Origin of the sequence: Mesorhizobium sp. WSM3626, assembly GCF_000513935.1 — a bacterium.
GTDB lineage: Bacteria > Pseudomonadota > Alphaproteobacteria > Rhizobiales > Rhizobiaceae > Mesorhizobium > Mesorhizobium salmacidum.
This window is the reverse complement of the sequence record NZ_AZUY01000002.1, coordinates 38,639-63,285: the sequence shown is the minus strand read 5'-3', so window position 1 is coordinate 63,285 and position 24,647 is coordinate 38,639. Positions and strand designations below refer to the sequence as shown.

Sequence of the window (24,647 nt, the reverse complement as noted above, 5' to 3'; positions counted from 1 at the left end):
ATGGCGCTTGCCAGGGGCCGGCGTACCGATCGCCGTATCGACTATTGGCCTGGCTTCGTCGACGCGTTGTCGACGCTGCTGCTCGCCATCATGTTCCTGCTCACCGTTTTCGTGTTGGCGCAGTTCCTGCTCGGCCGTGAAATCTCCGGCAAGGACACGGCACTGTCGCGCCTCAACTCGCAAATCAACGAACTGACCCAGCTTCTGGCGCTGGAGCGCTCGACGGCGCAGGACAAGGAGGATTCGCTCGCCAATCTGCAGGCGTCCCTGTCGGCGGCGCAGGCGGAAAAGAGCCGGCTCGAACAGTTGCTGGTGCAAGGTGCCGGCGCCGGCGACGCCGCCAACCAGCGTGCCGCGCAGTTGGGTGGTGAACTCGACAACCAGCGCCAGATCAGCCAGCAGGCGCTGAGCCAGGTCGAGATCCTCAACCAGCAGATCGCGGCCTTGCGCAAGCAGATCGGCGCGCTTGAGGATGCCCTCAACGTCTCCGAAACGCGCGACCGCGATTCCAACACCAAGATCGCCGATCTCGGCCGTCGCCTGAACGTGGCGCTGGCGCAGCGTGTGCAGGAATTGAACCGCTACCGCTCCGATTTCTTCGGGCGCCTGCGCGAAATCCTCGCCGACCGCGAGAACATCCGCATCGTCGGCGACCGCTTCGTGTTCCAGTCGGAAGTGCTGTTCCCGACCGGCTCCGAAGTGATCAACGACGCCGGCAAGGTCGAGATGAAGAAGCTCGCCGATGCCATCATCGAATTGCAGAAAGAGATCCCGCCGGAGATCAACTGGGTGCTGCGCGTCGATGGTCACACCGACAACAAGCCGCTGTCCGGCAATGGCCGTTACCGCGACAATTGGGAACTGTCGACGGCGCGCTCGACCTCGGTGGTCAAGTTCCTGATCGAGAACGGCGTGCCGGCCAACCGGCTCGTCGCCGCCGGCTTCGGCGAGTTCCAGCCGCTCGACCCCGCCCACACCGACGAAGCGCGTAACAAGAACCGCCGCATTGAACTGAAGCTCACCGAACGTTGATCCATCATCACGCGAACTCACGCGAATTTGTTCGCCGGCTCAACTCTAGGGCGCAAGCGGCGGCCGGCAAGGCCTGAAAAGATTATCTTTTTTTAATTACACTTCGCGCGGAAGCGCTCCTAGCTTGCTGCGCAGGGCCGAGAACCGCCGGCGATGCCTCCCATCGCGACGCGACGGAACTGGACGACCCAAACTGGTCGGAAGGCGAAGCGGCGCGGCCGCTCTCCCTTCCCGGCAGGAGGAACCTCCCCCATGAGCACTTCAGCATCTCTCAAGACTGCAACCCTTGCCGCGATTCTGATCGCGGCCCCGCTTGCCGGCGCCTATGCCGCGGGCCACCACAAGGGCGCACTCGATGCGACTGATCCGACCGATTTGACGGGCCCGCGTGTCGAGGCGCTCATTGAGCAGGTTCGGGGTGTCCATCAGGGCATCGTCGATGCCAGGCGAGCCAACAATATCACCCCGGCCGTCGCGGAGCGCCTGGAAATGCGCACCGCCCGTATCGGTCGGGCCGCCGAGAAGGTAGCCGCGTCGGATCACGGCAGGATACCGGCCGCGCAATACCATGACCTGCTGCGCCAGCTCGACACCGTCGACCAGCGTCTGATGGTCAACACCGGCAGCGGTGTGATGGGCGATGGCGCTGACGGCGGAAACTATCCGAACGGCTGAGGCGATCCTGCCTGAAAGTTCCAGGAGGAAGGGATCAACTGGCGCCTTCGGGGACCCCAATCCCGCAGGCGTCCTTTTCCTTACCAGCCCATCCTGCCTACCGACCGAGCCAGACCGCGATCAGGGCGGCCGCCGCCGGCACGGTCTGGATGTAAAGGATCTTGCGGCCGACCGTTGCCGCGCCATAGAGACCGGCAATGGCCACGCACAACAGGAAGAAGACCTTGACCTGGAACCCGCCGGCGCCGAGGTAAAGCCCCCCAGATCAGGCCGGCGGCGAGAAATCCGTTGTAGAGGCCCTGATTGGCGGCGAGCACCTTCGAGGCACTGGCGAATTCCGGCGTCAGGCGGAATGTCTTGTGCCCGCGCGGCGTGTCCCAAAGAACCATCTCGAGATAGACGATGTAGACATGGATCAAGGCCACCAGCCCAACCAGGATGTTGCCGATCATTCTGCTCCCCCTGCATGCGTCGCCGGCAGCATTTCATGCTCGACCTCGCCTGCGCAAGCTGCATCTGCTGAATGGGATCTGAGGGTTGCCAAGGCTTTTGCGTTGGTGTCTTTTCGCGCCGTCCTCAATCACGGAAGCCGCCATGTCCTTTCACAAACTCGACGACCTCGGCCACAAGCTCGAAGCGCTTGAGCATGCGCTGGCCATCCTCGGCGCCGATGAAGCGACCCATATGGCCGTTGGCGGTGGCGAGAAGCGCGCCGAGGCGATGGCGGCACTGGCCGGCATGTATCACACCAGGGCGACCGCGCCGGAAATATCGGACTGGATCGCCGCCGCCGAAACCGAGGCATTGGACGATGAGCAGCGCGCGGCCCTGACCGAATTGCGGCGGCAGTACACCAACCTGACCTGCCTGCCGGTCGAATTCGTCGAACGCCAGACAACGGCGCGCATGCGTTGCGAGCAGCTATGGCGCGACCTGCGCGCCAAGAACGACTGGGCTGGCTTCCAGCCGGCGCTCGAGGGCGTGGTGGCGCTGGTGCGCGAAGAGGCGGCCCTGCGCTCCGACGTGCTCGGCCTCGCGCCCTATGACGCGCTGATGGAACAATACGATCCCGGCAACCGCACGGCGGACATCACTCCCGTCTTCGCCGACCTGAAGGCCTTCCTTAGAGGCTTCGTGCCGGAGGCGCTGGCGATCCAGGAAGCGCGGCTGCGCAGGCATCCGCTGAAGCCGCTTTCGGGCACCTATGCCATCGACCGGCAACGCGAACTCGGTCTCGCCATGATGGCGGCGGTCGGCTTCGACCTGACGCACGGCTCGCTGTCGGTGTCGCACCATCCGTTCTGCGGCGGCGTGCCCAGCGACGTGCGCATCACCACCCGCTACAAGACATCGGACTTCCTGTCGGCGCTGATGGGCGTGCTGCACGAGACCGGCCATGCGCTCTATGAACAGAACCTGCCGAAGGCATGGTCGCACTGGCCGCTCGGCAAGGCCCGCGGCATGGCCGTGCATGAAAGCCAGAGCCTGTTCGTCGAAAAGCAGATCGGCCGCAATCCTGCTTTCTGGCACTGGGTGCTGCCGGTGGTGGAAAAGCATCTCGGCGAAACCTGGTCGCTCAATGATCTCCTGCCGCATGTGCATCGCGTCGAGCGCGGCCTGATCCGCGTGGATGCCGACGAAGTAACCTATCCGCTGCATGTCATACTGCGCTACGAACTGGAGCAGGAGCTCGTCTCGGGCAGGCTGGAGGTGGCTGATCTACCCGAAGCCTGGGACGCCAAGATGCGCGACTATCTCGGCCTCTCAACCATCGACAATCCGGCCGATGGGCCGATGCAGGACGTGCACTGGCCGGGTGCCGCCTTCGGCTATTTCCCCTCCTACACGCTGGGCGCGATGATGGCGGCGCAGCAATGGGCCGCGCTGGTGCGCGAACATCCTTCAGCCGACGACGACCTGGTGAAAGGGAATTTCGCGGCCATCAACGACTGGCGCCGCAAGAAGATATGGGCGCAGGGATCGCGCTGGTCGACGCCGGACCTGCTCGAACGCGCCACCGGCGAAAAACTCAACGCCGTTTATTTCGTCAATCACCTGAAGCAGCGCTACGGTGGATGAGACCGGCCATATCGAGCCCCGCTATTCCGCCGCGCCCCTGAAGGCGCTGGCGCCGGTCTCGAATTGCAGCTTGGCCAGCCGCGCATAGATGCCGCCCTTGACGACCAGGCTCTGATGCGTGCCTTCCTCGACGATGCGGCCGCCATCCATGACCAAGATCCTGTCGGCCTTGAGCACGGTCGCCAGCCGGTGGGCGATGACGATGGTGGTGCGGCCTTGCATCAGCCGCTCGAGCGCCGTCTGCACCAGCGTCTCGCTTTCGGCGTCGAGGGCCGAGGTCGCCTCGTCGAGCAACAGGATCGGCGCGTCGCGCAGGATGGCGCGGGCGATCGCTACCCGCTGGCGCTGGCCGCCTGACAGCGTTACGCCGCGTTCGCCGACCTGGCTGTCGTAACCTTTTTCGAGCTTGAGGATGAATTCGTCGGCCAACGCATCCTTCGCCGCCGCCTCGATCTCGGCCTCGCTGGCGCCTGGCCGGCCAAAGCCGATATTGTCGCGCGCGCTCGCCGCGAAGATGGTGACGTCTTGCGGCACGATGGCGATGCGCTGCCTGACCGCGACGGGGTCAGCCTCACGCACGTCGACGCCGTCGATCAGGATCTTCCCGGTTTCGGGATCGTAGAAGCGCAGGATCAGCGAAAAGACGGTGCTCTTGCCGGCACCCGAGGGACCGACGATCGCCACCGTCTCGCCGGGTTTGACCGAAAAACTCAAGCCATGGACGGCGGCGCGGTCGGGCCTCGCCGGATAAGAGAACGAGACGTCGTCGAAGATGATCGCGCCCTTCACGATTGCCGGCATCGGCTTCGGCTCGGCCGGCGCCTGGATCGCCGGCGTCTCGGCCAGGATCTCGGTCAGCCGTTCGGCCGCACCCGCTGCTTGCGCGAGTTCGCCCCAGACTTCCGACAGCGCGCCGAGCGCGCCGGCGGCGAACACCGAATAGAGCAGGAACTGGCCAAGCGTGCCGGGTGACAGATTGCCGTCGAGCACGTCGCGCGAGCCGAACCACAACACCGCGACGACCGACGAGAAAATGGTGAAGATGGCGAAGAAGGTGAGGAAGGACCGCGCGAAGGTCGAGGCGCGTGCCGCCTCGAAAGCGGCTTCCACCGCGCCCGAAAAGCGACCGGTGACCAGTTTCTCGTTGGTAAAGGCCTGCAGCGTGCGCACCGCGCCGATCTGCTCGCTGGCATAGGCTGTCGCCTCGGCGAGCGTGTCCTGTGCCTGCCGGGATTTGCGCCTCACGGAGCGGCCGAAGGCGACCAGCGGCAGCACGATGATTGGAATGGCCGCTATGACCAGGCTGGACAGTTTTGGGCTGGTGACAACCATCATCGCCACGGCGCCGAGCCCAAGAATGGCATTGCGCAGCGCCACGGATGCGGTGGCGCCGACGGCCGACTTGACCTGCGTGGTATCGGCGGCGAGCCGCGACACGATCTCGCCCGACTGGGCAGTGTCGAAGAAGGCCGGCGACAGCGTCGTCACATGAGCGAAAACGTCGCGCCTGATATCGGCGACGACGCGCTCGCCGAGCGTGATGACGAAATAGTAGCGGCCGGCCGAGGCGGCCGCCAAAAGCGCCGCCATGGCCACCAGCGCGGCGAAATATTCAGCGATGATGGTGGATCCCGCCGGCGTGAAGCCATGATCGATCATGCGCCGCACCGCCAGCGGCAGCGCCAGCGTTGTCATCGCCGCGACTGCCAGCGAGACGACGGCGCCCGCCACCATTTTCCGGTAGCGGCCGATGTAAGGGAACAGGCGCCTGAGCGGCTTGAGCGAGCGGCGGCGCTCGTCTGCGCTGCTGGATTGCGCCATCCCAGTGTTTCCTCTAGCCGCCTTGTTGTATGCGCCTCAATATGCGCGAGCCACGGCCTTGTGATTCAATTTCGGCTGATGTATAGCCACGCCGACCGTTTTAGAAGCCGTGGCTCCTCAATAGCTGCGGCTTCGAGTTTTAAAAAGGGGCGCATCGACGCAGGCTTATGCCAGTCAGCCGCGCCAGCAAGCCAGGAACCGAGCCATGAAGAGCGCTATTCATCCCGATTACCACACCATCAAGGTCGTCATGACCGACGGCACCGAATACACGACCCGTTCGACCTGGGGCAAGGAAGGCGATACGATGAACCTCGACATCGACCCGACCACCCACCCGGCCTGGACCGGCGGCCAGCAGACCCTGCTCGACCGCGGCGGCCGCCTGTCGAAGTTCAAGAAGCGCTTCGAAGGTTTCGGCCTCTAAGGCAAGAGCTTTTTCGCAGATCGAAAGCCCGCCCTCGTGGCGGGTTTTTGTTGCTTGGCCGAAGGCTGAGTTTTCGGCTCTCTCTATTCCGCCAGCAGTTCCCTGAGCGCCATGCGCTTATAGGCTGCGACCAGCCTGTCGCCCTCCTGCCGCCCGACTGAGATCGCCAGCCGCATGGCCGCCTCGCCCATCTGCCAGACGAGAAAGGCCGTGGTCTCCAGGGAAACGGGATCGACGCCGGGACGTAGCCGCTTCAGCACCGCACCGAGGAATTCGGCATTAGCCCGGCTGTCGGCGAGCTCGAGCCGGCGCAGCGCCTTGTCGGCCTGCGTGCCCGACCAGATGTCGCGCATCACCGGTTCGGCGAGGAACAGTCGGTAGTAGATATCGACCAGCTCCGAAAACGCTTGGCCCAGCCCCTCTGCATCCGTAACGTCCTGGAGCGCCGCCGAGATGCAGGCTTGGCTCTCCACCGTGTAGCGCTCTGCCAGCGCCCAGACGATCGCCCGCTTGTCCGGAAAGAACTGGTAGAGCGATCCGATCGACACCCCTGCACGTTCAGCGACTTCACCCATGCGCATGGCATCGCTGCCTTGCTCGGCGATCAGCGCCGAGGCGGCGGCCAGCATGCGCTCGACCCGCTCGCGGCTGCGCTGCTGGCTTGGTGCCCGGCGCGGCGAAGCGATCTGCTCGTTGGCCGGCGTGCCTTCCATGACTGTCTCCAACAAACGCGCCCGGCAATCGCCTCGAATGACTTGACTCGCAGAATACGAGGGTTTATCACATTTTGCAAATGTGAGGGTTTATCACATTTGCAAACAGAGGAACCCGCCGCAACCGGCGCTTGGAGCAACCGACATGATTGTCAAACTTCTTCCCATCCTCACCTTCATCGCGGCCCTGGGCGCAGGCGTGGTCGGCGGCGTGTTCTTCGCCTTCTCCAACTTCGTCATGCCGGCGTTCGCTCGCCTGCCAGCGGCGGGCGGCATCGCCGCCATGAATTCGATCAACGTCACCGTCATCACGCCGATGTTCATGACGGCACTCTTCGGCACCGGACTGGTCTGCATCGTGCTCATCGCCGGCGCCCTCATCGGCTGGAACCAGCCGGGTTCGTTCTGGCTTCTGGCCGGCGCGCTGATCTATCTCGCCGGGAACCCGATCGTGACCATGGCCTTCAACGTGCCGCTCAACGATGCGCTGGCCGCCGTCGATCCGGCCAGCAGCAATGGCGCCGCCGTATGGACCAGCTTTCTCCGGGACTGGGTGATGTGGAACCACGTTCGCACCGTCACCGCCATCGTGGCCATGGCATCCTTCTGGTTCGCCTCGCGTTGACATGTTTACGGGCGGCCATAAGCATTGTCGGGAGAAGAGTCGTGAACGATCCTTATCCGACCATGGCTGTCGGCATTTCGATCGGCGTCGGCCTCGGCGCTGCTCTTGGCGTGGCGATGGATGACCCCGCCGTCGGCATCGGCATGGGTATAGCGATCGGCGCCGGTATCGGTGCTGTTTCGGAAAGAGGCGCGGCAAGGGAACGTCCCGCTTTCGCGGGAAGATATCAGCTCTTCGCCTTGCGGTCGGCGTGACCGAGATCACGATCCGGATCGATCACGTCGCGGACCAACTGCTTGAGTTTCGCCGCGTCCGGAAAGCCGCCGTCGCGCTTGCGGTCCCAGACCAGTACATCGTTGCACGAGATGGTGAAGATGCCGCCGGTGCCCGGCACCAGCGTCACCTCGCCGAGATCGGTGCCGAAGGTGGAGAGCAGCTCCTGCGCCATCCAGCCGGCACGCAGCAGCCACTGGCATTGCGTGCAGTAGGTGATGCGGATGGCGGGCAACCGAGCTTTGCTCATGTCGGATCGGGCTTCACTCACGCCGCGCTGAGCCTGGCCAAGGTTTCGTCGTCGACTTCGAAGTTCGCGTACACACTTTGCACGTCGTCATCGTCCTCGAGCGTCGCAACCAGCTTCATCAGCGACTGCGCCCGCTCTTCGTCGACCGGGACATTGTTCTGCGGCTTCCAGATCGCCTTGACCGATTCGGCCTCGCCGAGCGAGGCTTCAAGTGCCTTGGACACTTCGCCGAGAGTCTCGAAGGCGCAATAGATCGTGTGGCCTTCCTCGTCCGATTCGACATCGTCGGCACCGGCTTCGATGGCCGCGTCCATGATCTTGTCGGCACTGCCGGCGGAAGCCGGATAGTAGATTTCGCCGGCGCGGTCCCACATGAACGATACCGATCCGGTTTCGCCGAGCGCGCCGCCTGCCTTGGTGAAGGCGGCACGGACATTGGACGCCGACCGGTTGCGGTTGTCGGTCAGTGCCTCGACGATCACGGCGACGCCGCCCGGCCCATAACCTTCGTAACGCACGGCTTCATAGTTTTCGGCATCGCCCATCGAGGCCTTGTTGATGGCGCGCTGGATGTTGTCCTTCGGCATCGACACCGCCTTGGCGTTCTGGATCGCCAGGCGCAGGCGCGGGTTCATCGATGGATCGGGCGTCCCGCTCTTGGCGGCAACGGTGATTTCGCGCGCCAGCTTGGAAAACATTTTCGACCGCACCGCGTCCTGACGGCCCTTGCGATGCATGATGTTCTTGAACTGTGAATGGCCAGCCATGGCACCTCTGTCGTGTTCGGCTAGAGCGTCTTGCCGCGAGATGCGTCACCTCGCCTTTGCAAAAGGCTCGAATTCAAAATTTCAGAACGTCCTGATGCGTCAGTGGACGCGCGGCGTTCTTTGTCGGAATGGCCGGCTTATAAATAAATCGGCTCAATTCGTCCAGCCGCGCCGTGCTGCGGCGATCCCGGCCGTGCCTATGCTTCCAGATCGGACTTCAGCCGGTCGATGATGCTGAGCGCATGACCGGCATACTGGCTGATCCAGCGGTCGTGGATCTGCTTGATCGGCAGCGCGTTGAGATGGTTCCAGCGCTCGCGCCCATCACGGCGCGCGACGATCAGATCTGCCTCCTCCAGCACCTTGAGATGGAGCATGACGGTGCAGCGGTCGATGTCGGGAAAGGCATCGCACAGCATCCCGGTGGTCCTGGGCTCGTCTTTCAACCGATCCAGCATTTCGCGCCGGCGCGGATGCGCCAGCGCCTTGAAAACATTGTCGTCCTGCGATCGGCTTGACATGTTATGTTTATATAACATATCGTTGTCGCGATCAACCAAGGAGCTGTGGATATGTCTCTTGGATTCAGGGTTTCAGGGCGCATCGGTAAACCGGTCGCCGAAGTCTTCGACGCGGTCGTCAATCCGAAGAAGCTCAGCGGTTATTTCACCACCATCGGCGGCGCCAGCGCGCCATTGGTTGCCGGTTCGGGTGTCGTCTGGTGGGGCAAGGTGCCGGTCGAGGTCGATGAAGTGGTCAAGGACAGCCGCATCGTGTTGCGCTGGGATGCCACCGACGCCGACGGCAAGCCCACCTACAAGACCCGCATCGAGATGAATTTCGAGCCGCTCGACGATGGCGGCACCTTCGTCACCATCGCCGAGAGCGGCTGGCAGGAAGGCGCGGTCGGCCTGAAGAAGTCCTACCTGAATTGCGAGGGCTGGTCGCAGATGCTGGCCTGCATGAAGGCCTATGTCGAATACGGCATCAATCTGCGCGACGGTTATTACCGCAGCGAGGTGAAGGGCGAACCGGCCAGCGAAAACAACATTTGAAAAAACGGAGCCCAGCCATGACCGTGAAGATCACCGGCGGCATCAACATCGCCATGAAAGTGCCATCGCACCAGTACGAAGCGACGGTCGCCTTCTACCGCGACGTCGTCGGCCTCAAGCCGTTCACCACCAAGGCGCCGGCCATCGGCTTCGAGCTTGGGCCTGTCAGGCTGTGGATCGACGAAGCGCCGATGATGAGCCAGGCCGAGATCTGGCTGGAGCTTTTCACGCAGGATTTTCCGGGCGCCGCGGATCATCTGGCCAAGGCAGGCGTTGTGCGTTGCGATGCCATCGAGCCATTGGGCTTGGGTTTCCGAGGCGGCTGGATCACCAATCCGGCCAACATCGTTCACCTGGTGCGCGAACCCGACGCCTGGTGAGCGCGTATTCGAAAAGGAGATCGCCATGGAAATCCGTGAAACACCGACAGCCGAAGCCGCCATGCTGATCCGGCGGCCGGTCGCTGATGTTTTCGAGGCCCTTGTCGATCCGGCGATCACGACCCAATTCTGGTTCAGCCATGGCAGCGGCCGGCTTGATGGCGGCAAGCGGGTTCAGTGGGAGTGGCGCATGTATGGCGTCTCGACGACCGTCGATGTCAGCGAGATCGTCAGGGACAAGAAGATCGTCATGACGTGGAGCGATCCGCCGACCACGGTGGTCTGGACCTTCACCGAAATGCCTGGCGAGGCGACCTTCCTCGAAGTCCACAATTTCGGCTTTGCCGGCCAGGGCGACGAGCAGGTAAAACAAGCGGTCGGCTCAACCGGCGGCTTTGCGCTTGTGCTCGCCGGCGCCAAGGCCTGGCTGGAACAGGGCCTGACGCTGGGCCTGATCGCCGACCGACATCCGAAGGGCGCTCCGGGGCATTAAATCAATTCCAGCAAAAGTGCGAAGCGCTTTTGCGTTCGGAATTGCGTAAAGCAAAGAGATAGCGCATTGGAGGCGATCCTGTTCTCGCCGGAAATGCCGAGGCTCGCCCGATCCGGTCGGTCTCAGTGCCCGTCGCCGGATTTCGCTTTCTTGCGCCGTCGCGCCAGCATGTTGAGTCCCTCGACCAGCGCCGAAAAACCCATCGCGGCATAGATGTAGCCCTTGGGCACATGGTAGCCCATGCCGTCGGCGATCAGTGTCATGCCGATCATCAGCAGGAAGCCCAGCGCCAGCATGACGATGCTCGGGTTCTTGGCGATGAAGTCGGCCAGCGGTCCGGCGGCCAGCATCATCGCCGTGACGGCCACGATGACCGCGATGTACATGATGGCGATCTCGTCGGTCATGCCGACGGCGGTGATGATGGAATCGATCGAGAAGACGAGATCGAGCAGCAGGATCTGGAAGATCGCGCCGGCAAGCGAGATCTTGAGCGTCTCGCCCAGCATCGTGTCCTGATGGTCGTCGGGATCGACCGTGTGGTGGATTTCCTTGGTCGCCTTCCACACCAGGAACAGGCCGCCTGCGATCAGGATCAGGTCGCGCCAGGAGAAGCCGTGGCCTAAGGCCGTGAACACCGGCGTCGTCAGCTGGACGATGATGGAAATGGTGGCAAGCAGCACCAGGCGCATGATCAGCGCCGCCGAGATGCCAAGGCGGCGCGCACGAGCCCTCTGCTCCACGGGCAGCTTGTTGGTCAGGATGGAGATGAAGATCAGATTGTCGATGCCGAGCACGATCTCGAGCACCACCAGCGTCAGCAACGCGACCCAGGCGGTCGGGTCGGAAACGAATTGAAAATGCGGCGCCAGGAATTCGATAAGCTGCATGGAGGTCGTCCCCTACGATCTAGAGCAGTGTCGCCGGCAATTGGGTATTGCGAACCCTTATATCAATGTCATGACCAGAAGGAGGGAGTCGTTTCCTCCAGCCGGGGGCCGCGACGAAACGGCGCGATCTTCTCGGTCAGCCCGGTGCGGTCGGAAATATTCACGCCGACCCCGCACAATGTCGCCGGGCCGATCGCCGCTTCGAAACGGCCTTTCGGCACCTTCGACAGGAACCGGTTGAGCGGTTCTTCCTTGTCCATGCCGAGCGAGGAATCGTAGTCACCGCACATGCCGGCATCCGACAGGTAGCCGGTGCCGCCATTGAGGATCTGGTGATCGGCGGTGGGCTGGTGCGTGTGGGTGCCGACGACCAAGCTGGCACGGCCATCGACAAAATGCGCGAAGCACATCTTTTCCGAGGTTGCCTCGGCGTGGAAGTCGATCACCACCGCATCCGCCTGCTCGCCGAGCGGACAGGCCGCAAGCTCGCGTTCGCCGGCCTGGAACGGATCATCGAGCTCGGGATGCATGAATACCCGGCCCATGATGTTGGCGACCAGCACACGCGCGCCGCTCCTGGCAATATAGACGCCGGAGCCGCGCCCTGGCGTGCCTTTGGGAAAATTGGAGGGCCGCAGGAAACGCTGCTCGCGCGGTGCGAAGGCCAGCGCGTCGCGCTGGTCCCAGACGTGGTTGCCTGTCGTCACGACATCACAGCCCGCCGCGATCGTCTCGCGAAAAATCTCTTCGGTGATGCCGAAGCCGCCGGCGGCGTTCTCGCCGTTGACGATGACGAAGTCGAGTTTGAAGTCGGAGATCAGGCCAGGCAGTTGTTCCCACACCGCGGTGCGGCCCGTCTTACCGACCATGTCCCCGAGGAAGAGAAGTCTCATCTATGCCTGATCCCGAAAAGTTGCATGACTTTTCGGCAAAGATCATGCGTTTCAAAGAACTATCTACAATTTTGGTGCAAAGCGGCGCAACCCGCTCTCGGTGAGTATTTCCGCGATGACCACGTCATGGGGTTCGTCCGGAACTTGCGAAACTTCTTGGCAGTCGAAGGCGATGCCGACCAGCCGGGGCGCATGCCCCTTGTCGACGAGCTTCGCGATCGCGCGATCGTAATAGCCCGCGCCATAACCGATGCGGTGGCCGCGCGCGTCGAAGGCGGCGAGCGGCACCAGCATGACGGAAGGGTCGAGAACTTCGGCCTCCGCGTGCGGTCCGACCGTGCCAAAGCCCATGTCGACCATCGGCGCGCCACGCACCAGCTCGCGAAAGACGATGGTGGTCTTGTCGAGAATGGCGGGCAGGCAGAGCCGTGCGCCCTTCTCGCGCAAGGCGAACATCAATGGCCTGACATCCACCTCCGAGCGCATTGGCCAGAAACCGGAGACGATCTGACCGGACCCGACCTCCAGACGGTCGCGCGCCGTCTCCGCCATTTCGAGCGCGGCCTCGACCCGCCAGAATTCATCAAGCGCGTCGCGGCGGGCGAGTGCCTCGAGGCGCAGCCGTTTTTTTAGGTCTTTGGGAGATGTCATACGGCCAAGGTAGAAAAGGTCAGAACTGTGTGAGGTCTCAAGAGCGACGTTTTCCACCGCGGCATCCACCGCGGTGCGTGGACGCCTTGCGACAAGTGACGATCCACACAACCGGTGGAGAGGTCGATCCCGGGTGCCTACAAAGTAGGTGGGCGCCGTATGAGAAAACCCACGGGTCTTCCCAGGGACAGCTCCCTAAGGATCATTAAGGCCCCGGGGAAAAGTGTCTCCTGCCGGGAAGCGCAGACCGCCTCCGCCAATATAGGCCGATGGTGGTCCGAGCGCCAGAGAGACGGCGCTCTTTCCGCACCGGTTGGCCTCATTGCCGTTGCAGACCCGCCCTTGCGCGGGCCAGAGGGCCTCCTTACGGTCTCCGGAACGAACCGAGGAGCAAAAATGCGTTTCGAAGGCACGGCGGCCTATGTCGCCGACAAGGATCTGATGGTGGCGGTCAACGCGGCGATCGCGCTGGAGCGGCCGTTGCTGGTCAAGGGCGAGCCCGGCACCGGCAAGACGGAACTTGCCCGCCAGGTGGCGGCGGCACTCGGCCTCGACCTCATCGAATGGCATGTCAAATCGACGACACGGGCGCAGCAAGGTCTTTACGAGTACGATGCCGTGTCGCGGCTGCGCGACAGCCAGCTCGGCGATCTCAGGTTCAACGACATCAAGAACTACATCAAGCGCGGCAAGCTTTGGGAGGCATTCGCGGCCGGCAAGAAGGTCGTGCTTCTGATCGACGAGATCGACAAGGCCGACATCGAGTTCCCCAACGACCTGCTGCAGGAACTCGACCGGATGGAGTTCTTCGTCTACGAGACCGGCGAGACCATCCGCGCTGCGGTGCGGCCGATCGTCATCATCACTTCCAACAACGAGAAGGAACTGCCGGACGCCTTCCTGCGCCGCTGCTTTTTCCACTATATCCGCTTTCCCGATGTCGACACGCTGCACAGGATCGTCGATGTCCACTATCCCGGCATCAAGCAGAACCTGGTGCGCGCGGCGCTGACCCAATTCTACGAAATCCGTGACGTGCCGGGGCTGAAGAAAAAGCCGTCGACATCGGAGGCGTTGGACTGGATCCGCCTGCTGGTCGCCGATGACATCGCGCCAGAGGATTTGCGCGCCGACGCCAAGAACGCGCTGCCCAAGCTGCACGGCGCCCTGTTGAAGAACGAGCAGGACGTGCACCTGTTCGAGCGGCTGGCCTTCATGGCCAGACGGCAGGGGTGAAGATCGAGCGAAGGTCCGCTGCGAGCAGGCTTCGGCCGCTCATTCGGCGGCAGCAAAGCCTCTCTCCTGCGGCGCGACACGCTTCGGTCCAAAGATGACGAAACCGATGACCGCCAGGGCAAGAACGCCAATCCCGCAATAGAGCATGACCCAGCCGAAGCCATTGACCAGGGCGGCATGCACAATGGCGCCGGACGGGTCGAGGGTTGCGAGGTGAGGCGTCTCCCGTGCAAGGCCATCGAGATTTCCGGCGGCGATCCTTTCCGCCAACGCGCGCAATTCGCTAGGGTCGAAAGCCCCGCCGAATGCGTTGCGGAGATAAGAAGCAATCCCATGCGTCAACAAAAGGCCGAGCACCGCTATGTTGATGGCGAGCGTGATTAGGCGCGCGCTGATGTCGATGCCCGAAGCCATCCCGGCGCGATCGGCCGACACCGCCCCGGTGGTGGTGTTGGTGGTCGGCGAATTGGTCAGCCCGATACCGATCCCGGCGATCAGAGTGCCGGGCAGCATGGTCAGCCAGTTGGCGCCCTCGAGCCCGGACCCGATCCACATGGCGATAAAGCCGATCCCCAGGGTCAGCAGGCCGAGCGGGATCGCGATCCGCGCCTGATAACGCGCACGCAGGCGCTCGGCGATCGGCGGCATCACCATGAAGGGCAGCGTGTAGACCAGCAGCAGCAGGCCGGTCGCGGTGCTGTCGTAGCCGAGCACGCCGGAATAGTAGATCGGCAGATAGATGATGAACGGCCAGTAGCTGAAATTCATGCCTATGGCGCCCATGATCGCACCCGAAAACTGGCGGATGCGGAAGACCGAGAAATCGAACATCGGATAGGGATTGACCCTCTCGGCGACCAGGAACGCGATGAAAGCCGCAACCGACGCGACAATCACGGCAATACGGGCGCCGGCCCCGAGATCAGCACCTTGCGTGATCAGATAGGAGAAGCCGAACACTGCCGCCGACAGGGTCAGCAGGCCTGCCAGATCGAGCTTATGGGCGTTATGATCGCGCGATTGCGTGACCCCGGCACCAATGAAGGCGAGCGCCAGGATCGCCAGCGGCACGTGGATGAGGAAAACCCATTGCCAGTTCGACAGCGCCACGATCAAGCCGCCGATCGCGGGCCCAAAACCGAGCCCTATGCCGGAGACGACGCTCCAGGCGACGAAGGCCTTGCCGCGCGCCTTTCCGTCCTGGAACTGGTGCGACAGCACGGCCACGCTGCAGGTCAGCATTGCGCCACCGGCAAGGCCTTGCAGAAAGCGGGCGGCGATCAGCAGCGGCGCGCTCGTTGCCAGACCGCACATCAGCGAGGCAAGGCCGAAGGCGACGGTGGTGATCACCATCACGCTCTTTCGCCCGAAACGGTCGGCCAATGTTCCCGTCGCCATCAGCACCATCGTGCAGGCAATGGTGTAGGCATTCATGATCCACTGCAAATCCTTGAAATCGGCGGCGAGCACGCTTTCCAGCTTCGGCAGGATCACCGGCACGCTGGAGATTTCGAGCCCGAACAGGAGAGACGCCAGGCACACGCCGGTCAGCGCGATGGTGTTTCGTTCAATTTGAAACGGCATGTCGGTCACTTTCCATCGAGACAGGGAGAGGCGGCATTCTTCAAACCGCGGTCAGGCTGACATAGATGAGACTTGACCATGAAAAAAGGCTATGGTTGGCTATATCAGAAATGACAAGTTGGCATGATGCCGATGGAAGGCCTGGAATGACCACCCTTGACGTCGACGCCGTACGCACCTTCGTGATGGTGGCCGATCTGCAGAGCTTCACCCGCGCCGCCGAAGCACTTGGCAGCACCCAGGCGACGATCAGCGTCAAGCTGCGGCGTCTTGAGGAAAAGCTCGGCGCGCGGCTGATCGAGCGCACCCCGCGCCGCGTCAGCCTGTCGGCGAGGGGCGCCGTTTTCCTGCCTTCCGCGCGCGACTTCCTTGCCGCGCATGAGCGCGCCATGGCCGAGTTTTCGGAAGCGCCCTGCCGGCTCGCGCTCGGCTTTGTCGATCATGTCGCCGGCCCCGAACTTTCCGTCCTGATCGCCCAACTCCACGCGCACGATCCATCGCTCACGCTCAGTTTGAGGATCGACACCAGCACCATTCTGAAGGAGGCGTTCGATCGCGGCGAACTCGATGCGATCATCGTGCACCGCGAGGGCGACAGCCGTCCGGGCCGGACCTTGTCGCGCAATCACTATGGCTGGTTCGCGACGCCTTCCTTCGAATGGCAGCGCGGGACGCCGCTGCGCCTCGCTCTCCTGAGCACCATATGCAGTTGTCCGGATCGTGTGCGAGCCGTCGAGACGCTGGACAAGGCTGGCATCGCCTGGGAGGAGGCATTTGTGGGTGGCGGCGGCGCGGCCGTCAACATTGCGGTATCGGCGGGCTTTGCCGTTTCGGCGCTGGCCCACCGCGTCGTTCCTCCCGGCCTGGTCGAGATTGGCCGCAAGCTCGGCCTGCCGCCGCTTGACCCGTCCGAAGTGGTCCTGCATTCGCACACATTGGCGCCGCGGGCGCGCGAGGCGCTGCATGTGCTGGCCACCGCATTTCGCGAGTACAATTCGGCCGCGGTTTAGGCGAAGCTGTATCCGCCCTGATTCCGTCCGGAACAGATCAGACTTTGGAGGAACCGAAATGACCGAGATCACCGTCCGCCCGCTTGCGCAATCCGACCACGCCGACTGGCGGCGCCTGTGGACCGACTACCTCACATTCTACGAAACCACGCTGCCGGAAGAGGTCTACGCCGTCACCTGGAAACGGCTGTTCACCGAAGGCGAGTTCGAGCCGAAGGGTTTTATCGCTACCCTCGACGGCAAGGCGGTCGGCCTCACCCATTATCTCTACCACCGCTCCGGCTGGTCGGAGAAAAACAACTGCTACCTGCAGGACCTGTTCGCCGACCCGCAGGTGCGCGGCAAGGGCATCGGCGCGGCCCTCATCGAGGCGGTGAAGCAGGAGGCCGGCAAGATCGGGGTGAAAAACGTCTACTGGATGACGCACGAAACTAACGTCACCGCGCGCAAGCTCTACGACCACGTCGCGCGCCGCACCGGCTTTATCGAGTATGATTTGCTGTAACCGGCCATGTTCATCCCCTTCTTCCTCGAACTGAAGGCAGCGCGTGTTCCCGTTTCGCTCAGGGAATACCTGTCGCTGCTGGAGGGGCTGGAAGCCGGGCTGGTAGACTATGACATCGAGGGTTTTTATTATCTCGCCCGCGCTGCGTTGGTGAAGGACGAGCGTCATATCGACCGCTTCGACCAGGTGTTCGCGCATGTCTTCAAGGGCATCGAAGCGCTGGGTGGCCCGGATGCCGTCAATGTCGCCGACATTCCAGAGGAATGGCTGCGCCGGCTCGCCGAGAAACACCTGACCGAGGAGGAGAAAAAGCTGGTCGAGGCGCTTGGCGGCTTCGACAAGCTGATGGAGACGCTGAAGCAGCGGCTCGAGGAACAAAAGGGCCGCCACCAGGGCGGCTCGAAATGGATCGGCACCGGCGGCACCTCGCCCTTCGGCGCCTATGGCTACAACCCCGAAGGCGTCCGCATCGGCCAGCATGAAGGCCGCAACCGCCGCGCGGTGAAGGTCTGGGACAAGCGCGAGTTCAGGAATTTCGACGATGCCATCGAACTCGGCACCCGCAACATCAAGGTCGCGCTGAAGCGGCTGCGCCGCTGGGTGCGCGAAGGCGCGGAGGAAGAGTTCGACCTGCCCGGTACCATCCACGCCACCGCCGAGCACGGCTACCTCGACGTCAAGACACGGCCCGAGCGCCGCAATGCGGTGAAGCTCCTGATGTTCTTCGATGTCGGCGGCTCGATGGACGACCATATCAAAAGCGTCGAGGAACTGTTTTCGGCCGCCCGCGCCGAATTCCGCCAGCTCGAATATTTCTATTTCCACAACTGCATCTACGAAGGCGTGTGGAAGGACAATCGCCGCCGCCATGCCGAGGTGATTCCGACCTTTGACCTCCTCCACAAATATGGTCCGGACTATAAGGTCATCGTCGTCGGCGATGCCTCGATGAGTCCATACGAGATCGCCCACCCCGGCGGCTCGGTGGAACACTGGAACCCCGAGGCCGGAACGGTTTGGCTCGGCCGGCTGCTGCAGCAATGGCCGAACGCGGTGTGGCTTAATCCCGAGAGTGAAAAGAACTGGGGTTTTACCCATTCGATCGCGATGATCCGTGACATCTTCGGCGGCAGCATGTTTCCGCTGACAATGGCCGGGCTCGAAGGTGCTACGAAGCAGCTTTCAAGAAAGCACTGAAGGACCACGGGAGATCAGATGACCTGCTTCCTCTGCTTGCAGTGCGGCGTCCAGTTCGCGGGGACGGAAACGCCACCGCGACACTGCCCGATTTGCGAGGACGAACGGCAGTATGTGCGCTGGGAGGGCCAGGCCTGGACCACGCCGCAACAACTCGCCGCCGCGCATCGGCTGGTGATGAAGGACGACGCCGGCGTGCTCGCGTTTGGCATCGAGCCGCGCTTCGCCATCGGCCAGCGGGCGCTGCTGGCGCAAACGCCGCACGGCAATGTGCTATGGGACTGCATCTCGATGGTAAGCGACGAGGCGGTGGCGGAGATCAACCGCCGCGGCGGCCTTGCCGCGATCGCCATCTCGCACTGCCATTACTATTCGGTGATGGTCGAATGGAGCGAGGCGTTTGGCGGCGTGCCGATCTATCTCCATGCCGACGACCGGCAATGGATCATGCGGCCGCATCGCTCGATCGTCAGTTGGCAAGGCGAGACGCTGGCCATCAACCCGTCGCTGACACTCATCCGCTGCGGCGGCCACTTTGCCGGCGGCCAGGTGCTGCACTGGAAACGCGACGGTGCCGATGCCCTGCTGACCGGAGACATCCTGCAGGTGACGCCGACACGCCGCCATGTCAGCTTCATGTACAGCTATCCGAACCAGATCCCGCTCAATGCTGCCGCCATACACCGCATCGCGGCAGTCCTTTCGCCGTTCGCCTTCGACGATATCTACGGCGCATGGTGGAACCAGAACATCATCGGCGATGCGAAGACGGCGCTAGCCGCCTCCGTCACGCGCTATCTCGCGGCGATCGCCTGAGGAATTCCAGGTGGTCCGCTCGAAAATGCGGGCAAATGCCGTAACAAACGCCTATCTTGTTGCGAATATCCGGTTGCAACCAAGAACGAGCCGCCAAGGCTGAGGAGATCAAATGGACACCCACACCTACCCCGTAACCCGCACCGACGCCGAATGGCGCGCCCGGCTGACGCCGGAGCAATACGCGGTCATGCGCAACCATGGCACCGAGCGGCCGGGGAGCTGCGCCCTGCTCTATGAGAAGCGTGCCGGCACTTTTTCTTGCGTTGGCTGCGACCAGCCGCTGTTCCAATCCACGCTGAAGTTCGAGAGCGGCACCGGCTGGCCGAGCTTCAACGATCCCGTTCCGGGCTCGGTCGAGAACACGGTCGACCGCAGCTACGGCATGGTCCGTACCGAATGCCACTGCTCTCGTTGCGGCAGCCATCTCGGCCATGTCTTCGAGGACGGCCCGCCGCCGACCGGCCTGCGCTACTGCATCAATGGCGTGGCGCTGAAATTCGAGCCCGCGGCCTGAACAGGCGTCATCATTTCTCGCGAAGGGCGGCTCTGGCCGCCCTTTTTCGTACGGGTCGTCTCGTCAGACGACGATCGTGGCGATCAGCCAGAGCGCTGATCCGAGCATGAAGAGCGAAGCCCTGGCACCGCCGGCCTTCTCTGCCGTGCGCCAGACCGCCAAAGTCAGGAAGACGTTGTAGGGCACCGGTGCAAAATGCACCGCCAGGACAAGACCGAGCGGCATCTTCATCCCAAGCAGGATCAGCGCCGCAGCAGACGACGCAATATTGATCACGGTCCCGACAAGCATCATGTCACGCCAGAACAGCCGGTCGACCGGCACCTCGCCAAGCCAACGCGAGCGGAAGAAATCCGCGATCACTTACCCTGCCCCAGCACTTCGGTTACGGCGCGCTCGACCCGTGAGCATTCCGTCACCAGCCAGTCGGTCATGGCAGGCCAGTTGTCCTCGGGAAAGCAATTGACCCGCCACATCGAATTGATGCCGAGGTCTTCGCAGCTTTGTTCCGGCCTGAGTTTCAGCCTGTCTTCGATTGCCGGCCGGAACGGCTCCAGCCGCGACCAGCTTTGCGTGGCGCCGAACTTCTCGTTGCGCCCGAAGAAGACGCCGACATGGTTCTGCGCCGGCGCGACATACATGGAAAGGACCAGTGCGAAGTCGGGCAGCCCGCGCTGCCAGAACCAGGGTCCGCGCCGCGCCAGCAGGGCCCTTTCTTCCGGATGCCGTTCGGCAAACAGCGACCAGAAGCCGCGATGGCGGAATTCCGAGGCGCGACGGCCGCCGAAGTCGAATTCGCTCATGGTTCGAACCGTTGAGGGCGCCGCACTGACGCCCCGGACTGTGTCCAGTCTTAGACCATGCCGAGCGCGGCCATGTACAGATCGAGGATGGCATCCTCCTCCTGGCGCTCGGCCTGGTCCTTCTTGCGCAACCGGATGATGGTGCGGATTGCCTTGGTGTCGAAGCCGGTGCCCTTGGCCTCGGCGAAGACTTCCTTGATGTCGTCCGAAATCGTCTTCTTTTCTTCCTCGAGCCTCTCGATGCGCTCGATCAAGGCACGCAGCTGGCCGGCGGCAACAGTCTGGCTGGTCTCGGTGATATCGTCGGCCATGTTTTCTCCAAAATCGGTTCCGCGCCGCGACTCGGGGAACGTGCCGCGGCGAATTTCAGCGGTTCGATGCCCGACCAAGGCCGGCGGGTCAAGCCGTTATCGAACAGCTCGCCAAACCTGCCGCCAGAAGCCGACGGCCTGCTCGTTTCTCGCGAGCTCTCAGTTGAACGCGATCAGCAGATCCTTCGCGTCGATCTGGTCGCCGGCCTTGACCAGCACCTCGGCAACCGTACCGTCGCGCTCGGCGTGCAACGCCGTTTCCATCTTCATCGCTTCGATGGAGAGCAGCACGTCGCCGGCCTTGACCGCCTGGCCGGCGGCGACCGCAAGCGCCGAAACCACACCCGGCATCGGCGCTCCGACATGCGCCTCGTTGCCAGGCTCCGCCTTGCGGCGCGCCTTGGCTGCCGATGCACCGTGCGCGCGGTCGGGCACCTTCACACGTCGCGGCTGGCCGTTGAGCTCGAAGAACACGGTGACCATGCCCTTCTCATCGACATCGCCGAACGCCTGGCAGCGCACGACCAAGGTCTTGCCCCTTTCGATATCGACGAAAATCTCGTCTTCCGATTTCATGCCATAGAAATAGGTCGGCGTCGGCAGAACGCTGACCGGGCCGTAGGTTTCCTGCGCGGCGACGAAGTCGGAAAACACTTTCGGATACATCAGCCACGAGGCGAACTCGTATTCCGACAGCTTGCGCTCGAGCTTGTCCTCGATCTCCTTGCGGCTCTTCTCGAGGTCGGCCGGCTTCAGCAACGAACCGGGCCGCGCCGTGATCGGCTTGTCGCCTTTCAGTGCCTTCTTCTGCAGCACCCGCGGCCAACCGCCCGGGGACTGGCCGAGGTCGCCGCGCAGCATCGAGACGACCGAGTCCGGGAAGGCGATGTCGCGGGCCGGGTTCTCGACATCGGCAACGGTCAGGTCCTGGCTCACCATCATCAGCGCCATGTCGCCGACGACCTTCGAGGACGGCGTCACCTTGACGATGTCGCCGAACATCAGATTGACGTCGTGATAGGTCTGCGCCACTTCGTGCCAGCGTGTCTCTAGCCCCAGCGAACGGGCCTGTTCCTTCAAATTGGTGAACTGCCCGCCCGGCATTTCGTGCAGGTAGACCTCGGAAGCCGGACCTTTCAGGTCGCTCTCGAAGGCGGCGTATTGGTTGCGAACGGCTTCCCAGTAGAACGAGATCTTGCGGATCCATTGCGGGTCGAGGCCCGGGTCGCGTTCGGTGCCCTTCAGTGCTTCCACGATCGAACCCAGACATGGCTGCGACGTGTTGCCGGAGAAGGCGTCCATCGCCGCGTCGATGGCGTCGACGCCGCTTTCCACCGCCGCCAGCACGGTTGCCGCCGACAGACCCGATGTGTCGTGGGTGTGAAAATGGATCGGCAGGTCGGTCGCCTCGCGCAGCGCCTTGAACAGCACACGGGCGGCACTCGGCTTCAACAGGCCGGCCATGTCCTTGACCGCGATGATATGGGCGCCGGCGGCCTGCAATTCCTCGGCCAGCCCGACATAATATTTGAGGTCGTACTTGGCCCGCGCCGGATCGAGGATGTCGCCGGTATAGCACATCGCCGCTTCGATCAGCTTGCCCTCGGCGCCCACGGCGTCCATGGCGACGCGCATGTTCTCGACCCAGTTCAGGCAGTCGAAGACGCGGAACAGGTCGATGCCGCCGCTTGCCGCCTGCTTGACGAAATGCTGCACGACATTGTCGGGATAATTGGTGTAGCCGACGCCGTTGGCGCCGCGCAGCAGCATCTGCAGCAACAGGTTGGGGGCTGCTTCCCGCACCAGCGACAGCCGCTCCCACGGATCCTCGGTGAGGAAGCGCATGGCGACGTCGAAAGTGGCGCCGCCCCAGCATTCGAGAGACAGAAGCTGCGGCAAGGCGCGCGCATAGGTGCCGGCGATGCCGGCAATGTCATGCGTACGCACGCGGGTGGCGAGCAGCGACTGGTGGCCGTCGCGCATCGTCGTGTCGGTGACCAGCACTTCCTTCTGCTCACGCATCCAGGCGGCGAACTTCTCCGGCCCGAGCACGTCGAGCTTCTGCTTGCTGCCGCTCGGCACATTGCCGTTGAGATAGGGCACCACGGGCGGCGCCGCGTCGGCCTTTGGCGTCGGCCGCCCGCGCGTCTCGGGATGACCATTGACGCTGACGTCGGCCAGATAGTTGAGCAGCTTGGTGGCGCGGTCCTGGCGCTTGACCTGCTGGAACAGCTCCGGCGTCGTGTCGATGAACCTCGTCGTATAGGAATTGTCGGCGAAGCTCGGATGATTGATGATCGCTTCGAGGAAAGTGAGGTTGGTGGCGACGCCGCGGATGCGGAACTCGCGCAAGGCGCGGTTCATGCGGGCGATCGTCTCTGCCGGCGTCGGCGCCCAGGCCGTGACCTTCTCCAGCAGCGGATCGTAGAAGCGGGTGATGACCGCGCCGGAATAGGCCGTGCCGCCGTCGAGGCGGATGCCGAAGCCGGTGGCGCCGCGATAGGCGGTGATGCGGCCGTAGTCCGGAATGAAATTGTGTTCGGGGTCTTCGGTGGTGATGCGGCACTGCAAGGCATGGCCGTTCAGCCGGATGTCCCTCTGCGCCGGTACGCCCGATTCCGGCGTGCCGATGGCGAAGCCGTCGAGGATATGGATCTGCGCCTTCACGATGTCGATGCCGGTCACCATCTCGGTGACGGTGTGCTCGACCTGGATGCGCGGATTGACCTCGATGAAGTAGAATTTGCCGGTATCGGCGTCCTGCAGGAATTCGACGGTGCCGGCGCCGATATAGCTGGTCTCGCGCGCGATTTTCAGCGCGTAGCCGCAAAGTTCCTGGCGCAGGTCCTCGCTGAGATAGGGCGCCGGCGCGCGCTCGACGACCTTCTGGTTGCGGCGCTGGATCGAGCAGTCGCGCTCGAACAGGTGCACGGCATTGCCGTGAGTGTCGCCAAGCACCTGCACTTCGACATGGCGAGCGCGCTCGATCAGCTTTTCGAGATAGACCTCGTCCTTGCCGAAGGCGGCTTTCGCCTCCCGCTTGCCTTCCATGACCTCGCGAGCGAGATCGGCCTCGGAACGGATGGCGCGCATGCCGCGGCCACCACCACCCCACGAAGCCTTCAGCATGACCGGATAACCGACCGTCTTGGCGAGTTCCTTGACCGCCTCCAAATCGTCCGGCAACGGATCGGTGGCCGGCACCACGGGCACGCCGACCTCAATGGCGAGATTGCGCGCGGCGACCTTGTTGCCCAGCCGGCGCATCGTGTCGGGCTTCGGTCCGATGAAGGTGATGCCTGCTTGCGCGCAGGCCTCGGCGAATTCGGGGCTTTCCGACAGCAGCCCGTAGCCGGGGTGGATGGCATCGGCGCCCGAAAGCCTGGCGACGCGGATCACCTCCTCGATCGACAGATAGCTCTCGATCGGCCCCATGTCCTTGCTGAGATGCGGTCCGCGCCCGACCTGGTAACTTTCATCGGCCTTGAAGCGGTGCAGCGAATATTTGTCCTCCTCGGCCCAGATCGCCACGGTTTTGAGGCCAAGTTCATTGGCTGCGCGAAAGACACGGATTGCGATTTCTGACCGGTTGGCGACGAGGATCTTCGTGATGGCCAAGGACTGGGCTCCAGCAGCGGAAGGGA

Annotated in this window: 28 protein-coding genes, 1 other RNA gene and 1 pseudogene; 15 read left to right on the top strand and 15 right to left on the bottom strand. The window is 63.2% G+C overall.

Translation table 11 applies throughout. From position 1 onward, the window contains the following. Positions 1–1,032: a peptidoglycan -binding protein gene (locus M653_RS0101985; protein WP_027141775.1), complete on the top strand. Its 1,032-nt coding sequence runs from the start codon at positions 1–3 to the stop codon at positions 1,030–1,032. A 252-nt stretch (positions 1,033–1,284) separates the two neighbouring features. Further along, entirely contained in the window at positions 1,285–1,707 is a 423-nt protein-coding gene (locus M653_RS0101980) for a hypothetical protein (RefSeq protein ID WP_027141774.1), read from the top strand. A gap of 97 nt (positions 1,708–1,804) precedes the next feature. Here M653_RS0101980 and M653_RS1000000134265 read toward each other — a convergent pair. After that, a pseudogene (locus M653_RS1000000134265) lies at positions 1,805–2,159 on the bottom strand (DUF1304 domain-containing protein). Positions 2,160–2,301: 142 nt separating this feature from the next. Between M653_RS1000000134265 and M653_RS0101970 the strand changes: the two are divergent. Further along, positions 2,302–3,786: a carboxypeptidase M32 gene (locus M653_RS0101970; protein WP_027141773.1), complete on the top strand. Its 1,485-nt coding sequence runs from the start codon at positions 2,302–2,304 to the stop codon at positions 3,784–3,786. Positions 3,787–3,807: 21 nt separating this feature from the next. Here the strand turns inward: M653_RS0101970 and M653_RS0101965 are convergent, their stop codons facing one another. Then, positions 3,808–5,607, bottom strand: a complete 1,800-nt coding sequence (locus M653_RS0101965; RefSeq protein ID WP_027141772.1) for an ABC transporter transmembrane domain-containing protein — start codon at positions 5,605–5,607, stop codon at positions 3,808–3,810. Between the two features lie 205 nt (positions 5,608–5,812). On the opposite strand from M653_RS0101965, the gene rpmE reads away from it, so the two are divergent. Continuing rightward, the gene (rpmE, locus tag M653_RS0101960) at positions 5,813–6,034 is read left to right on the top strand and encodes a 50S ribosomal protein L31 (protein WP_010912060.1); all 222 of its coding nucleotides are present in this window, start codon (positions 5,813–5,815) and stop codon (positions 6,032–6,034) included. Positions 6,035–6,117: 83 nt separating this feature from the next. Here rpmE and M653_RS0101955 read toward each other — a convergent pair whose 3' ends face one another. After that, positions 6,118–6,747, bottom strand: a complete 630-nt coding sequence (locus M653_RS0101955) for a TetR/AcrR family transcriptional regulator (protein WP_027141771.1) — start codon at positions 6,745–6,747, stop codon at positions 6,118–6,120. Between the two features lie 145 nt (positions 6,748–6,892). On the opposite strand from M653_RS0101955, the gene M653_RS0101950 reads away from it, so the two are divergent. Together M653_RS0101950 and M653_RS1000000136535 are read left to right on the top strand one after the other, a co-directional pair. Continuing rightward, positions 6,893–7,372 (top strand): DUF1772 domain-containing protein, encoded by a 480-nt coding sequence (locus M653_RS0101950; RefSeq protein ID WP_198028682.1) that lies wholly within the window; start codon positions 6,893–6,895, stop codon positions 7,370–7,372. A 41-nt stretch (positions 7,373–7,413) separates the two neighbouring features. Further along, positions 7,414–7,626 (top strand): hypothetical protein, encoded by a 213-nt coding sequence (locus M653_RS1000000136535; RefSeq protein ID WP_032934921.1) that lies wholly within the window; start codon positions 7,414–7,416, stop codon positions 7,624–7,626. Here M653_RS1000000136535 and M653_RS0101940 read toward each other — a convergent pair. The 3 genes from M653_RS0101940 to M653_RS0101930 all read right to left on the bottom strand — a co-directional run bounded on the left by M653_RS0101940 (position 7,599) and on the right by M653_RS0101930 (position 9,183). Beyond that, positions 7,599–7,895, bottom strand: coding sequence for a SelT/SelW/SelH family protein (locus M653_RS0101940; protein ID WP_032934919.1), 297 nt, complete (start codon positions 7,893–7,895; stop codon positions 7,599–7,601). The genes M653_RS1000000136535 and M653_RS0101940 overlap by 28 nt on opposite strands. 17 nt (positions 7,896–7,912) lie before the next feature. After that, positions 7,913–8,662 (bottom strand): YebC/PmpR family DNA-binding transcriptional regulator, encoded by a 750-nt coding sequence (locus M653_RS0101935; protein ID WP_027141768.1) that lies wholly within the window; start codon positions 8,660–8,662, stop codon positions 7,913–7,915. A 197-nt stretch (positions 8,663–8,859) separates the two neighbouring features. Continuing rightward, the gene (locus tag M653_RS0101930; RefSeq protein ID WP_027141767.1) at positions 8,860–9,183 is read right to left on the bottom strand and encodes a helix-turn-helix domain-containing protein; all 324 of its coding nucleotides are present in this window, start codon (positions 9,181–9,183) and stop codon (positions 8,860–8,862) included. 51 nt (positions 9,184–9,234) lie between these two features. Between M653_RS0101930 and M653_RS0101925 the strand changes: the two genes are divergently transcribed. The 3 genes from M653_RS0101925 to M653_RS0101915 are packed head-to-tail and all read left to right on the top strand — an operon-like array spanning position 9,235 to position 10,590. After that, positions 9,235–9,717 carry an SRPBCC domain-containing protein gene (locus M653_RS0101925; RefSeq protein WP_027141766.1) on the top strand — a complete coding sequence of 161 codons (483 nt, stop codon included), beginning with the start codon at positions 9,235–9,237 and terminating at the stop codon, positions 9,715–9,717. 17 nt (positions 9,718–9,734) lie between these two features. Beyond that, on the top strand, positions 9,735–10,097 hold the full coding sequence (locus M653_RS0101920; protein ID WP_027141765.1) for a glyoxalase/bleomycin resistance/dioxygenase family protein: 363 nt from the start codon (positions 9,735–9,737) through the stop codon (positions 10,095–10,097). Between the two features lie 25 nt (positions 10,098–10,122). Further along, on the top strand, positions 10,123–10,590 hold the full coding sequence (locus M653_RS0101915; protein WP_027141764.1) for an SRPBCC family protein: 468 nt from the start codon (positions 10,123–10,125) through the stop codon (positions 10,588–10,590). A gap of 122 nt (positions 10,591–10,712) precedes the next feature. On the opposite strand, the gene M653_RS0101910 is transcribed toward M653_RS0101915, so the two are convergent. From M653_RS0101910 to ssrS, 4 genes are all read right to left on the bottom strand, one after another. Beyond that, the gene (locus tag M653_RS0101910; protein ID WP_027141763.1) at positions 10,713–11,480 is read right to left on the bottom strand and encodes a TerC family protein; all 768 of its coding nucleotides are present in this window, start codon (positions 11,478–11,480) and stop codon (positions 10,713–10,715) included. A 68-nt stretch (positions 11,481–11,548) separates the two neighbouring features. Continuing rightward, positions 11,549–12,373 (bottom strand): YmdB family metallophosphoesterase, encoded by an 825-nt coding sequence (locus tag M653_RS0101905; protein WP_027141762.1) that lies wholly within the window; start codon positions 12,371–12,373, stop codon positions 11,549–11,551. A 63-nt stretch (positions 12,374–12,436) separates the two neighbouring features. Further along, positions 12,437–13,024: a 5-formyltetrahydrofolate cyclo-ligase gene (locus M653_RS0101900; protein WP_027141761.1), complete on the bottom strand. Its 588-nt coding sequence runs from the start codon at positions 13,022–13,024 to the stop codon at positions 12,437–12,439. Between the two features lie 96 nt (positions 13,025–13,120). Further along, a non-coding RNA gene (gene ssrS, locus M653_RS1000000135225) (6S RNA) lies at positions 13,121–13,276 on the bottom strand. 144 nt (positions 13,277–13,420) lie between these two features. Between ssrS and M653_RS0101895 the strand changes: the two genes are divergently transcribed. After that, on the top strand, positions 13,421–14,260 hold the full coding sequence (locus M653_RS0101895) for a MoxR family ATPase (protein WP_027141760.1): 840 nt from the start codon (positions 13,421–13,423) through the stop codon (positions 14,258–14,260). 39 nt (positions 14,261–14,299) lie between these two features. Here the strand turns inward: M653_RS0101895 and M653_RS0101890 are convergent, their stop codons facing one another. Further along, positions 14,300–15,844 (bottom strand): MFS transporter, encoded by a 1,545-nt coding sequence (locus M653_RS0101890; RefSeq protein ID WP_032934947.1) that lies wholly within the window; start codon positions 15,842–15,844, stop codon positions 14,300–14,302. 146 nt (positions 15,845–15,990) lie between these two features. Between M653_RS0101890 and M653_RS0101885 the strand changes: the two genes are divergently transcribed. The 5 genes from M653_RS0101885 (at position 15,991) to msrB (ending at position 19,889) form a co-directional block, all read left to right on the top strand. Beyond that, positions 15,991–16,854 (top strand): LysR family transcriptional regulator, encoded by an 864-nt coding sequence (locus M653_RS0101885; RefSeq protein WP_027141758.1) that lies wholly within the window; start codon positions 15,991–15,993, stop codon positions 16,852–16,854. 58 nt (positions 16,855–16,912) lie between these two features. Next, entirely contained in the window at positions 16,913–17,359 is a 447-nt protein-coding gene (locus tag M653_RS0101880; protein ID WP_027141757.1) for a GNAT family N-acetyltransferase, read from the top strand. A gap of 6 nt (positions 17,360–17,365) precedes the next feature. Next, complete coding sequence (locus M653_RS0101875) at positions 17,366–18,556, top strand: VWA domain-containing protein (protein ID WP_027141756.1); 1,191 nt, start codon at positions 17,366–17,368, stop codon at positions 18,554–18,556. 18 nt (positions 18,557–18,574) lie between these two features. Next, a complete protein-coding gene (locus M653_RS0101870; RefSeq protein WP_027141755.1) occupies positions 18,575–19,372 on the top strand; it encodes an MBL fold metallo-hydrolase in 798 nt (265 codons plus the stop codon). A gap of 112 nt (positions 19,373–19,484) precedes the next feature. Next, entirely contained in the window at positions 19,485–19,889 is a 405-nt protein-coding gene (gene msrB / locus M653_RS0101865; RefSeq protein WP_027141754.1) for a peptide-methionine (R)-S-oxide reductase MsrB, read from the top strand. Positions 19,890–19,952: 63 nt separating this feature from the next. On the opposite strand, the gene M653_RS0101860 is transcribed toward msrB, so the two are convergent. From M653_RS0101860 to pyc, 4 genes are all read right to left on the bottom strand, one after another. Further along, complete coding sequence (locus M653_RS0101860) at positions 19,953–20,252, bottom strand: hypothetical protein (protein ID WP_027141753.1); 300 nt, start codon at positions 20,250–20,252, stop codon at positions 19,953–19,955. After that, positions 20,249–20,692, bottom strand: coding sequence for a hypothetical protein (locus M653_RS0101855; RefSeq protein ID WP_027141752.1), 444 nt, complete (start codon positions 20,690–20,692; stop codon positions 20,249–20,251). Before M653_RS0101855 ends, M653_RS0101860 begins: the two co-directional genes overlap by 4 nt. Before the next feature lie 50 nt (positions 20,693–20,742). Further along, positions 20,743–21,003 carry a DUF2312 domain-containing protein gene (locus M653_RS0101850; RefSeq protein ID WP_015315223.1) on the bottom strand — a complete coding sequence of 87 codons (261 nt, stop codon included), beginning with the start codon at positions 21,001–21,003 and terminating at the stop codon, positions 20,743–20,745. A 159-nt stretch (positions 21,004–21,162) separates the two neighbouring features. Further along, positions 21,163–24,621: a pyruvate carboxylase gene (gene pyc, locus M653_RS0101845; protein WP_027141751.1), complete on the bottom strand. Its 3,459-nt coding sequence runs from the start codon at positions 24,619–24,621 to the stop codon at positions 21,163–21,165. Between the last annotated feature and the right edge of the window lie 26 nt (positions 24,622–24,647).